The following is an 11,971-nucleotide window of genomic DNA, read 5'->3' as shown; positions in this document are numbered from 1 at the left end:
AGCAGAGCAAAAAAGATATATGCTGTTTCAACATATAGCGCTAAAACGAATGAAAAGCCCGAAAGCTGGGCTTTTTTCAATTTGGCCTATTTTTTTCGGAAAACGACTGATCGCTTTTAGTGTCATTTTGACAGGAGGGAGCAGCGCGGAGAGATGAAACCATATCGCAGGCGCTGGCCATCATCTTGTGGATTCCCGCGCTGTCCGCTTTATAACCAAAAGCCCGAAAAGGCTGTATGCCGATGGTCTCTGCAACACTTGCCACATCAATGTTTGCGCCGAAAAATAAAAATTCCCAGCTGTATTTTTCCTGCTGATGCCGGATCATATTCTGAACTTGCTGATGTGTGTATTTTTTACTGGCGTTTTCGTAGCCGTCGGTGGTAATGACGACAATCACCTTTTTGGGGCGATCGGACTCGGGCGTTTCGGCAAGACGCAAGCCTGTGTCGGTCACTGCCTGTCCAACAGCGTCATAGAGGGCTGTACAGCCCCGGACAAAATACTGTCGGTCTGTGAGTACGGCGTTTTTAGGGCAGACGCTCTGGTACAGACACGCGTATTCGTGATCAAAAAGAACGGTGGTGACGCGAAGCTCGCCGGCTTTTTTGGCCTGCGCTTTTAAAAATTGATTATAACCGCCAATGGTGTCGGCCTCCAGCCCTGCCATTGAGCCGCTCCGGTCCAGTATAAAAATGATCTCTGTTAAATTTAGATTCATGATGAGGTCTCCTTTCTTTTTATGATATGATAATAACATCTTTGAAAGAAAAATGGTCGCCTGAAGGGCGACATCGGAGGTTATGATGCTGTCACAGAAATTTTTATCCGAACTCAGAAAATTTGTTGAAAAAGAACAGAGGCAGGCCGTCGATGAATCTGCCAGAAAAAAGCAAAGAGATTCCGCGGCAGTGTGCGCGCGCAATGTAGAGGCAAAAGCATTGAAGGTTTTTGGAAAAAGCCATCAAGAGGACGTGTGCCTGAGCCAGGGGACTTTGGTCGCTTCAGAGGAAAGCCTGGACAGCTACATTGTGCTGAATCGCGGACCGGGTTTTACAGGTCTTCTCTTTAAAATGATTGATGCGCGGGGCCTTCCAGACAAGGCAGTCTACCATAAAGCCGGCATTGACCGCCGTTTGTTTTCAAAAATAAGAAGCGACCCGAAATACCATCCGTCAAAGGCCACGGTCATCGCTCTGGGCATTGCGCTGGAAGCCGATCTGGACGAGATGGAAGCCCTTTTGTGCGAAGCCGGCTATGCTCTTTCCGGCAGTGAAACCTTTGACTTAATCATCCGCTACTGTGTGGAGCATCGCGTTTTTGATTTGGACGAAATCAATGAGGCGCTGGACAGCTTTCAATTAAAGCCACTCGGAGGAGTGGCTTAAAAATTTCGTTTTTATTTTTTTCCTGACCGGTATTTCTTTGGGGTAATACCGGTAATTTTTTTAAAAACCTTTGTAAAATAACTCTGATCCTCATAGCCGACGAAAAGAGCAACCTCGACAATGCTCATTTTGGTGTTCTGCAAGAGCTCCTTGCTTCGGTTAATCCGGATTTCGTTGAGATACTGCGTGAAACTGATGCCTGTTTCTTCTTTAAACAGCTTAGATAGATAGGAATCTGAAACATGCAGATAGTCTGCCAGCTTCTGGAGAGTGATTTTGTTCATGTAATTGGCTCTTGTGTGCTCAATGGCCTGGTTGATCAGATAGGAGTCTCCTGAGTAAATATTGTTAAAAATATTTTTTGTGAAATGGTCGATAATTTTAACAGTCCATGAGCTCAGAACCTGGATGCTGTCAATTTTATTGAGCTCAGTGATCAGGTCAAGATTCAGGCCGAAGATCTTTTCAAGCGAAGCCCCGCCCTCTACCGAAGCCCGGGAGAGAATAGTGACAAGCTCCAGAATTCTGGCCTTGATGACCTCAAGGTTGCCGCCCTCAATCAGCAGAATTTCATTTACTAAAAATTTGAGAGTTACCTGGGCGCCCTCGTGATCACCTTCCTTCACCTGCCGCACAAGCTCCTGTTCCTTTTCATAGGGGTAAACCAATGGGATATTGTTCTTTTTATGCTCGTGGATACGCTCTCCAATTTCAGATTGATCATGGTATTCAGAGCTTAGCTTTTCATAGGCTTCTGTATTGGGGTACAGGCTCAGGATCGCCGCGTTTAGGAGTTTAGCTAAATGGTTTACCTGGGAAGGGGTGAAAATTTTCATATTTCGGATAAAGAGTGTAGTATTATAGAGCACCTCAGGTGAGGCCTGGTGGATGGTGAACATATCCCGGATAGTGCTCTCCTCAATGGTTCCCATGGCAATGGGGCCGGCAATGACAGAACCGGCAAATTGCTGGCCGTCGAGGATGGCGATGGCGATATTGACAAAGCCTGAGGGACAGACAAATATATAGGGCTCTCCAAGACGGTGTGCCCAGGTTGCAGCAAAGTGCAGTGCGTTTGGACAGAGGCTGGATTCTGTCTCGGACTGATTAAAGTACCGGCAGATTTTTTTATCCTCAAAGTAGGTGCCCAACGGATGGGTGTTCTGGTCATATAAGGTTACCGGAACATCTGTCGCATAATAAAATGAGGTAAGAATGTCCTCGATGGCTTCGAGGTTTAACTGGTGGTCTTCTTTAAAAATAGTTTCTTTCATAGAATTATCTGCCTTTCTGTCCTTTCTGCATTTGTTATTGATTATTATATCATATTTTGAAAATATCTACAAAAGTTTTGTTGAAAAATACCATTAAATCCTTTAAAATCATGAAATATATCAAAAAATTTATAAAAGCAGAAAACAGTTTTATATTTATTACAAAATTATAAGAAAATTAATAACAGGATGATTATGAAAATTCAGTAAAAACATTTCTTTAAATTCAATTTAAAAAATAAAACCGGTATGCTTGCTGGGGCTGCATACCGGTTTAGAAAAGAGGGATTTTTCTGAGGCTTTAAAATTTTTCAGATTTAGGTAAAAATTTGTTTAAAATTTGTTTTTGAGTTTGTGTTAAATCAGGCAGAGTGTAATTTTCAACTCTTTCTTCAATTTCCTTTGCCACCCGTTCGCGGATATCACCGATTTTGTCGGCGATAGGCTGGGGATCTCCGGCGGCGCGGTTAAAGAGCTTGGTCAGGTAGTGCTCCTGCCGGTAGTCTTTTGGTGTCCTGCCGGACAGATAATTACCAAGCGGTCCGGCTTTTTTGATTTCAGCAAAAACCTTTTCTGCTTTTGTATCGCTGATATCAATACCGCGGTTCAGTCTCAGAAGAATTCGGTTAACTTCTTCGTCCATCACGAATTTTTCATAGCTTCCGAGGGCATAGGACTGGAGGATACCCGCGTGGTGCAGGATAAAGTCTGCTTTGCCCAGATAGGTTGTCATAAGGTTCATAAAGGTTTCCACCCCGGCCTGGTAATCGGGCTTCATGGAGTCTGTTCCAGCAACGCCGGTGCGCACTGGGATCTGATAATAGCGGGCCAGTGACAGTGAAGACATCTGGATCAGCTGAGCCTCCGGTGCGCCGATGGCGAGAGCTACCTCACGCATATCTGTGGCGCTCGAGACGGAGCCATAAATAACAGGCACACCTGGGTTGATGAGTTGGGTCAGCACGATACCGGCCAGAATAGTCGCATTGTTCTGGATTACAGTTCCAAGCAGCGCTGCCGGGGCAGTCATGTTTGTCATGGAACAGGTGATAATGGTTACAGGCTGTCCTTCTTCGCATAAGCCGATAATATTATCCAGTACCTCATAGGAGTAACCAAGGGGTGAGAGAGCGCACGCATTGGTCAGGAGAACTGGTTTATCCCAGATATCGTAGAACTCTTTGTAAAGATTTGCAATACCGCGGGCGGCTTCCTTGAGACTTTTGCCGCGGGTGTTCAGGCTGTTGGCCACATTGCCGTAGGTTGGCTTTTTAGAATATTTCAGGCACATGGCCACCTGAGGCAGGTAAAAGTCATCCTGATCTTTGTCAAGGTCAGGCGTATCGAAAGCAGCGTTGTTGACAAAATCAGTCACGTCGCTGGTATCCATAAGTTTCAGGAATTTAATCATGTCCGCCATTTGGGCCACACGGTAGGTATCATCCTCAAACAGGAACTTGGAAGGACCGTAGCAGCCAACTGTTTTTGGACGGAAGGGTTCACCAATTGATGTTTCACCGCTGCTTGTATGAACAGTGAAGGTTTTGGGAACCGTCTCCAGTGCTGCGTTCAATAAGGATTCATCGATTTTAACAATACTTCCTTCAACCGTTGCTCCGTGTTTTTTGAAAATATCCAATGCTTCTTCGCAATTGAAGGAGACACCCACTTCTTTTAAAACTTTCAGGGTGTATTCATGCAGAAGTTCAACATCGCGGGTAGAGACATAATTTTCATAAAATTTTCGATTAATATACATTATTGGATTCCTCCGATATTTTTTGAATTTTGGATGCAACGGTATCCAAAGGCAGTCGCATCAATGGCCCACTCTTTTTTGAAAGAGGAAGAAAGAGTGGGCAGGTTCTTTATTTTAAAAATTTGTCAAAATAGTTTGTTTTTAAGTTTTTAAACCAATGCTTTGGCTTTTTCGGCTGCAGTTGACGCATCAGCGGTGTAGATGGCGCTGATCTTTTCAGCGTAGGCTGGTGTTACTGGCGCGCCGCCGATCATATACTTGGCATCAATGCCTGCGTCTTTACAGGTTTTGATAATTTCATCCATGTAAGTCATGGTGGTTGTCAACATGGCGGACATGGCCACAATATCCGCATTGTTTTCTTTAGCGGCTTCAACGAAGGCTTCCTTTTTAGCGTCAACACCAAGATTAACCACTTTGAATCCAGCACTTTCAAGCATCATAACCACCAGGTTTTTCCCAATGTCATGGAGATCGCCTTTGACAGTGCCGATGACAACTGTACCAAGGGAGGTAACATCACCTTCGGCCAGAAGCGGCTTAACAATGTCCATGCCAGCGTTCATGGCGCGGGCAGCCATTAAAACCTCAGGAACAAACATTTCGCCGTTTGCAAACTTTTCACCGACAACATTCATACCGGTCAACAGACCATCATTGATAATTTCAAGAGGTGCTGCATTGCCAGATAAAGCGGCGTTAACTTCATTGACAACGCCGTTTTCGTTTCCGCTTACAACATAATCGCTGATCATTGCATAGTTACTCATAATTTTATCCTCACTTTTTTTAATTTTATATAAGAATGCTTTTACAGGTCAAGCTTTTGGCCAATGCCCTTTTCAAGGGCGATATCGAATATTGCGCGGGCAACCGTCATATCACAGACAGACATCCCAATATTGCTGCAGACAATCAGTTCATCCTTGGAAGTTCGGCCTTCAGCTAAGCCAGCGAGAATCTCGCCGGTCTGGCAGTAAACCTCCGGGAGCCCCTTATCTGCCGGGAAGTAGCCCATCTCTGCAAACAGCTCGTGCTCCTCTTTGCTGTCGACAATGTATTTATCGGCACGGTACTGTGTCTTAAGGTCAAAGAAGGTGTTCATGTCACAGGGCACAATGGTCTGCCCGGCTGAGATCCATTCGTCCTTAACAACGCACAAAGGATCTTTTAGGATGATGGTGGCAGAACTCATGACCTCACATTTTTCAGCGATTTCCTGAGGCGAAGCAGCCTTGATGATTTCAACATCAATTTCGGGCTGGACAATTTTAATCAGGTTATCAGCAGCAGCTTCCACGACATCATATACATAAATTTTTTTCAGATTTTTGAGTGTTCTCGTGACATAACGCACATGTTCAATCCCCTGTACACCACAACCAAACATACCAAAGTTTTCAGCATCTGGATGAAGGGCAGCAGCAGCTAAGACTGTAACAGCTGGTGTGCGCATGGCGGTAATCCAGGCACAGTCCATCACTGCGACAGGGACACCGGAAAGCACATCGTTTAATACCAAAAGGCCAGTTGTCTGTGGAAGATTGTACTTCTTTGGATTGTTTGGGTAGCATTCGATCCACTTACACCCAATGGCTCTCTGCTCTGGAACATAGGCTGGCATTGCATGGAAAAAGACTTCTGTCCATGGATGAACGCCAATTTTTGCGGGCATCTCAAATTCTTTTTTTCCGTGGGAGATCAACGTTTTCTTGGTGATTTCCAGAATATCGTCGCGTGTGAGGCCGATATTCTCACATTCTGGTTTTGTCAGATAAATAATTTCTTTGCCAATATCCAGTTTCTTCGAAATGTTTTCTCTGTCTTGTTCAAAATAAGCGTGATCAAAATTCATATATATTCCCTCCAAAAGTTGATAGATTAAAAAAGTTTATGTTTGCTGGATAAGAGATGCAATACTCGTGCCAAAATTTCTGGTTTTCGTAAAAATAAAGTGTCTTAAACTTTGATTACATATATATATAACAAAGAAAAAGTACTTTCGGAAAAGCATTAAGAAAAAAAACGGAGGGTGCGTAGGTCAAAAAAAGCGTCTTAAAAGTGGACGTTTTTTTGACAAATAATAACAATTTTTACATTTTTTGACAAAATTAAAGAGCTTACCAAAAAGTTTTCGTTATTTTTTTAACATTTTTGGCAGGTGTAAAAAATGTCAAAATAATTTTTACATTTTTTGACAAATTTGACGTTTTTTATTCAAACGGATTAATACGTTTTCAATAGAAATTCTTTCTTAATAAAATGGAATAAAATTTTATGACAGGAAGGAGACTTTTGTATATATAAGGTTGGAAAACCACAAATCCCAGTTGAAACTACCACTTTTTTAAAATGTTTTACGAATATGGCACAGGTCTTGCATTAATATCACCCCAAAAGGTTTATGTTAAAAACGATCGCATTTGTTGATCAAGAGAAAAAGGAGAAAACGATGGATAACTTATGCAACTACACAAGTAGACAACAATTAGGTATTGAAGTTTTTAACGATGATCAATGCGCAATGATTCATCAGGCAATTTTAGAGGTATTAAAAGAGGTCGGTGTTGATGTCTATAATGACAAGGCACTGGAAATTCTTAAAAAAGCAGGAGCCTTCGTCGATGGCAGACGCGTTCGTTTCCCTGCTGCGATGGTTGAAAGCGCTATTCAGTCCGCACCTTCCCAGGTAACACTCTACTCTCAGGATATGGAATCCAAGATGATCCTTGGCGGCAAGCGTTTTTATTACGGACCTGGCCCCACCGTTATCAATACACTGGATCCATACACCGGTGAGCGGAAAATTCCTCATTATGAAGATACCTGCAAGGCCGTGAAGGTAATGGATGCGCTTCCAAACATTGACTATCTGATGGACTTTGGGACCATTGATGGTGTCGAAACCAGCGTTTTAGATGTCTACTGCTTTAAGGCAATGTTTGAAAACTCTCCGAAGCCGATTTTACACTGGGCTTATAACCGTGACAATGTTCAGGCAATGATCGATATGGGTGCAAAAGTGCGCGGCAGCTATGAAGAACTTGAAAAATATCCATTTTTCGCAGTTTATTCTGAGCCGATCACCCCGCTGATCCACGAAAACGAAGGATTGGATGTTATGATGACCATGGCAGAGCATGGACTGCCGGCTGTCTACACCTCTGCTGCTCAGGCAGGTATGACTGCCCCGGTTACACTGGCAGGTACTATGGTTGTCGAACTGGCCGAATCCCTGTCCGGTCTGGTAATCAACCAGTTGATTAAAGAGGGTGCGCCTTATATTATGGGCGGCGTCTGTACCTGCGTGGACATGTCCTCAATGCAGATTACCTACAGTTCACCAGAATTCAATCTGCTGCAGGGCGGACTGAGCAAAATGTCTCAGTTTTATAACCTTCCTGTATTCACAACAGCTGGCTGCTCAGACTCCAAGTGTCTTGACCAGCAGCACGGCATTGATCAGGCAACAAGTATCCTGATGTCCGCACTCTATGGCGGTAATTTAATCCATGATGTCGGATACATGGAATCGGGTCTGCTAACCTCCATGGAAGCCCTTGTCATCGCAAACGAAATTATTGGACAGACCAAGCAGATTATCCGCGGTATTGAAGTAACAGACGAGTCTTTGGCTGTCAACATTATCAAAAATGTAGGACCTGGCGGAAACTTCTTGGCCGAACGCCAGACATTTGAAAAGTTCAAAACCGAATGGTGGCTTCCACAGTTATTTAACCGTAAAGTATACACCAACTGGGAAGCAGACGGAAAACCAGAGCTTAAAGACCTGGCCAATGCAAAAGTCAGAGATATTCTTGAAAACCATCAGCCTAAAACCATCCCGGCAGACGTCAGCAAGGACTGTGACGATATCTTGAAAGCTTTAATTGCTAAATACAATTAAGAATGTGTGTATCTTGAATTAAGGCAGATGACAGTCTGCCTTAATTCCTCTATAATGTTCCTTGTGGCATAAAATGAATTATGAAAGTGAGGGGAAAAATGGATAAGCAGCAAACAACAGAAAAGAAGGGATTCTTTGATATTGTGAATAAGTGGGTATTCTTTTCATCGGGAATCGCCCTTGTTATTTTCGTAGCTTTTGGCTGCATTGCACCGCAGACCTTTGCCAACGGCGCCAACGCGGCATTAAATTTTGTTCTGAAATATTTCTCATGGTTTATTACGCCTGTAGCCTTTTTTATGGTTATCTTCTGCCTGTGGGCCGGGTTCAGTAAGTTCGGAAAGATTAAACTGGGCGGGCCTGACGCAAAGCCAAAAATGAGCAAACCGGTTTGGTTTGCCATTGCGCTAACATCGGGGATTGCCGTCGGCATCAATTATTATGGCGTTTATGAACCCATCAGCTTCGTGTACAATCCTCCGGCGTTCTTGGGTGTAGAACCCCTGTCCTCCGGCGCGATTCTGAACTCTTTAAAATATACATTCCTGCATTGGTGCCTGCATCCCTATGCCATCTACACGACTGCAGGCCTTTGTGTGGTATTCTTAATTTACAATGCGAAAAAACGTTACCGTGTCTGTACCTCTCTGTATCCGCTTTTGGGCAAAAAAACCTATGGCGGCATTGGTAATTTTATCGATGCTGTTGCTATTTTTGCAATTATCGGCGGGATCGCCACATCTCTTGGTTTTGCGACACTTCAGATTGCCCGCGGTCTGGACACGATTGTCGGCTTTGAAAGCAATATGGTCAACTGGCTGATTATCATCGCCATTATGACAGTGTTCTATACAGCCTCCAGCATTTCGGGTCTGCACAAAGGGATTACCTATATCAGTAATTTGAACACAGTTTTATACTTCTTCGTATTAATCTTTTCGTTTATTGTTGTTGATCCCATTGGTGTTACAGAGTTGACCATTACGGCCATCGGACAGTATTTTAATGAATTTATTAACCTTTCACTGTTCTTAGACCCCATTGCCAGGACAGGCTGGGTAGGAGCAAACAATGTATTCTTTAATACCTGGTGGATGGTCTTTGCGCCGTTGATTGGTTTATTCCTAGTCAAACTGGCTTATGGCCGGACAATTCGGGAATTTGTTACAGTTAACCTGATCGCACCGGTTGTGTTCTCCTTTGTCTGGTTTGGCGTATTTGGCGGCGGCAGCATTATCCTTGAAAAATTCTTTGGAACAAATATTGGACAGATCGTTGAGCAGGTAGGCTCAGATATGGCGCTGTACGCATTCTTCAACCAGCTGCCGTGGAGCCAGTTTATGAACGTAATCGCCCTTCTTATTGTTATCTTATCCTTTGTTACCTTGGCTGAGTCAATGACTATGTCTATTTCAGCCATGACACTCAAGGAATTTCAAGATGAAACTGGTGAGGCAAGTCCTCCAAGAATTGTCAGTATTTTCTGGGGCGCTATCATGGCTTTAGCAGCATATACTTTGTTGATTTCCGGCGGAACCGACGCCCTGCAGACTTCGGTCATTGTCTGTGGCCTGCCCCTCTGTGTGATTATGGTCTTTATGATGGCATCTTACTTCAAATCCATGAAACGGCTTGATGAATATGATATCTATAGTAAAGGGGACTTGTCAGTTTATGACACGTCTGAGAAAGAGCGTCTAGAGAGGGTTGCAGCAGCTGAAGCAGAGGCCAGTGGAAGTAGTGTTGAAAAAAATGAGTGATGGAATAAAGGGGTGGATGCGTTCGCCCCTTTTATCCAATTTTTAAAATGTTATAATAATTACAGCAACTTAGTTTATAAACGGTTTCTAAAGGAGGTATTGATAATGGCAGAAATAGACAAAAAAGTGAATGATACGATGCAGGAATTCATTGATTTTATTGATTTAAGATACAAGGGACTGGTCATAACAGACCAGTTTAAAAAAATTGTCAAAGTCAATGACCGTTTTTTAGAAATTTTTCATTTGAACACCAGTGATGGTCTGGAGTTTCATCTTGAGGAGCTGTTTTTAAAATATGGAATTGATGAGGATTCTGAATACTTCTATGATCTTGATAAAAACCAGGTAAATGTCCGATTGAAAACAATGACCTTTGGAGAAGAAACCGTACTTAATATCTGGATTTTTGAGGTGGTTGGGATGAAGAATGCGCGAATCAGTCTTTTGGAAACTATTGTACAGTTCAGCAAGGATGGGATTCACGCTGTTAACCAGGATGGCAAGATAATCATTTATAATGAGGCTCAGGGGAAGATCGACCACTATGAGCCTTCAGAGGTCATTGGCAGGCATGCCATGGATATTTACGCGCTGGATTATGAATCCAGTCTGCTGCTCAGAGTGCTGAAAACACAGAAGCCAATTGAAAATGTCCGGCAGGGCTATTATACCAAGGCAGGAACCTTTGTGGACTGTGTCACATCGGTTATCCCGCTTTTTTATCATGGAAAGATTTTCGGATCAGCCGCGATTGTGAGGGATTATAATGGTATTCTGCAAACCCTTGGAAAAGAAAAGGAGCAAGTGAACTCTGAAAAAATCAAGAGTATTACCACACAGCCAAACTATGAATCCAAGCAGACGCGTTATACCTTTGACAGTATTATTACAGTGAACCCTGAGCTCGCAAAGAGCATACAGTCTGCCAAACAGGCAGCTCAAACCGATTCGAACATTCTCATTATCGGTGAGACGGGAACAGGGAAAGAGATGTTTGCGCAGAGCATCCACGCCTACAGCCCGAGGAGGAACAAGCCCTTTCTGGCCATTAACTGTGCAGCCATACCCGAATCCCTGTTGGAGGGCCTGCTGTTCGGGACGACAAAGGGCTCTTTTACTGGCGCTACCGACAAGCCTGGGCTCTTTGAAGAAGCTGACGGAGGGACTATTTTTCTGGATGAGATCAACTCCATGTCCCTGTTTCTTCAGTCAAAGCTTTTAAGAGTTTTGGAGGAACGAACCGTTACGCGTCTGGGATCAAATAAAATGATCCATGTGAGTGCGCGAATCATCTCAAGCTGCAATGAAAATCCTGCACAGGCGATTCAGGATAATAATTTCAGAAGTGACCTTTTTTATCGTCTGGCAGTTGTCTATATTGTGATCCCGTCATTGCGGATGCGCCTGGATGATGTAAGTCTGCTGACTAAATATTTTATCGAAATGTATAATAAGCAGTTCGATAAAAAAATCATTGGAGTCGATTCAGAGGTTAGTCAGCTTTTTGAAAACTACAGCTGGCCAGGAAATGTCCGGCAGCTCCGGCACCTCCTGGAGTCTGCCATGAACGTCATTGATCCGGATGAGACCTATATCGGCATACGGCATCTGCCCAAATATATTTTAGGTGAGGATAAAATCGGAAATTATGAAGGGCAGCCAGAACAGCACCGTGAGATACGGACTTCGGTTTCGATTGACAAGGGACAGAATATTTTTGAGGAATTAAAGGAAAAAGAGAAAGAGTTTATCATCGAAAGCCTGACCAAAAATGGCGGAAATATCGCAAAAACAGCCAAACAGATGGGCATGAGCCGACAGAAGCTATACTATAAGCTGAAAAAATACAATTTAAAATAAAACGGCAGAGGTATTTTCAG

Annotated in this window: 9 protein-coding genes; 4 read left to right on the top strand and 5 right to left on the bottom strand. The window is 43.4% G+C overall.

Translation table 11 applies throughout. The annotated features are described in order from the left end of the window. Window positions 1–76 precede the first annotated feature (76 nt). A complete protein-coding gene (locus BUC22_RS01140; RefSeq protein ID WP_073381911.1) occupies window positions 77–721 on the bottom strand; it encodes a vWA domain-containing protein in 645 nt (214 codons plus the stop codon). A gap of 85 nt (window positions 722–806) precedes the next feature. Between BUC22_RS01140 and BUC22_RS01135 the strand changes: the two genes are divergently transcribed. Beyond that, on the top strand, window positions 807–1,388 hold the full coding sequence (locus BUC22_RS01135) for a hypothetical protein (RefSeq protein ID WP_013381940.1): 582 nt from the start codon (window positions 807–809) through the stop codon (window positions 1,386–1,388). Between the two features lie 11 nt (window positions 1,389–1,399). Here BUC22_RS01135 and BUC22_RS01130 read toward each other — a convergent pair whose 3' ends face one another. The 4 genes from BUC22_RS01130 to BUC22_RS01115 form a co-directional block, all read right to left on the bottom strand. Further along, window positions 1,400–2,662: a helix-turn-helix domain-containing protein gene (locus BUC22_RS01130; protein WP_013381939.1), complete on the bottom strand. Its 1,263-nt coding sequence runs from the start codon at window positions 2,660–2,662 to the stop codon at window positions 1,400–1,402. Between the two features lie 301 nt (window positions 2,663–2,963). After that, the gene (mtpB, locus tag BUC22_RS01125; RefSeq protein WP_073381909.1) at window positions 2,964–4,421 is read right to left on the bottom strand and encodes a proline betaine:corrinoid methyltransferase; all 1,458 of its coding nucleotides are present in this window, start codon (window positions 4,419–4,421) and stop codon (window positions 2,964–2,966) included. A gap of 149 nt (window positions 4,422–4,570) precedes the next feature. Then, window positions 4,571–5,191 (bottom strand): corrinoid protein, encoded by a 621-nt coding sequence (locus tag BUC22_RS01120; protein WP_013381935.1) that lies wholly within the window; start codon window positions 5,189–5,191, stop codon window positions 4,571–4,573. A gap of 41 nt (window positions 5,192–5,232) precedes the next feature. Further along, complete coding sequence (locus BUC22_RS01115; protein ID WP_013381934.1) at window positions 5,233–6,276, bottom strand: ornithine cyclodeaminase family protein; 1,044 nt, start codon at window positions 6,274–6,276, stop codon at window positions 5,233–5,235. 549 nt (window positions 6,277–6,825) lie between these two features. Here BUC22_RS01115 and BUC22_RS01110 point away from each other — a divergent pair. The 3 genes from BUC22_RS01110 to BUC22_RS01100 all read left to right on the top strand — a co-directional run bounded on the left by BUC22_RS01110 (window position 6,826) and on the right by BUC22_RS01100 (window position 11,951). Beyond that, window positions 6,826–8,328, top strand: coding sequence for a trimethylamine methyltransferase family protein (locus BUC22_RS01110; RefSeq protein ID WP_081474251.1), 1,503 nt, complete (start codon window positions 6,826–6,828; stop codon window positions 8,326–8,328). A 98-nt stretch (window positions 8,329–8,426) separates the two neighbouring features. Then, window positions 8,427–10,088 carry a BCCT family transporter gene (locus tag BUC22_RS01105; protein WP_013381932.1) on the top strand — a complete coding sequence of 554 codons (1,662 nt, stop codon included), beginning with the start codon at window positions 8,427–8,429 and terminating at the stop codon, window positions 10,086–10,088. 105 nt (window positions 10,089–10,193) lie between these two features. Further along, the gene (locus BUC22_RS01100; RefSeq protein WP_013381931.1) at window positions 10,194–11,951 is read left to right on the top strand and encodes a sigma-54 interaction domain-containing protein; all 1,758 of its coding nucleotides are present in this window, start codon (window positions 10,194–10,196) and stop codon (window positions 11,949–11,951) included. Window positions 11,952–11,971: the final 20 nt, after the last annotated feature.

Origin of the sequence: Eubacterium callanderi (genome assembly GCF_900142645.1) — a bacterium.
GTDB classification, from domain to species: domain Bacteria; phylum Bacillota; class Clostridia; order Eubacteriales; family Eubacteriaceae; genus Eubacterium; species Eubacterium callanderi.
This window is presented reverse-complemented; position numbering and strand designations above follow the sequence as displayed.

Excerpts from the sequence above, each read along its gene's own strand:
- BUC22_RS01140 (WP_073381911.1), bottom strand. The coding sequence starts at position 721 with ATGAATCTAAATTTAACAGAGATCATTTTTATACTGGACCGGAGCGGC.
- BUC22_RS01135 (WP_013381940.1), top strand. The coding sequence starts at position 807 with ATGCTGTCACAGAAATTTTTATCCGAACTCAGAAAATTTGTTGAAAAA.
- BUC22_RS01130 (WP_013381939.1), bottom strand. The coding sequence starts at position 2,662 with ATGAAAGAAACTATTTTTAAAGAAGACCACCAGTTAAACCTCGAAGCC.
- mtpB (WP_073381909.1), bottom strand. The coding sequence starts at position 4,421 with ATGTATATTAATCGAAAATTTTATGAAAATTATGTCTCTACCCGCGAT.
- BUC22_RS01120 (WP_013381935.1), bottom strand. The coding sequence starts at position 5,191 with ATGAGTAACTATGCAATGATCAGCGATTATGTTGTAAGCGGAAACGAA.
- BUC22_RS01115 (WP_013381934.1), bottom strand. The coding sequence starts at position 6,276 with ATGAATTTTGATCACGCTTATTTTGAACAAGACAGAGAAAACATTTCG.
- BUC22_RS01110 (WP_081474251.1), top strand. The coding sequence starts at position 6,826 with ATGTTAAAAACGATCGCATTTGTTGATCAAGAGAAAAAGGAGAAAACG.
- BUC22_RS01105 (WP_013381932.1), top strand. The coding sequence starts at position 8,427 with ATGGATAAGCAGCAAACAACAGAAAAGAAGGGATTCTTTGATATTGTG.
- BUC22_RS01100 (WP_013381931.1), top strand. The coding sequence starts at position 10,194 with ATGGCAGAAATAGACAAAAAAGTGAATGATACGATGCAGGAATTCATT.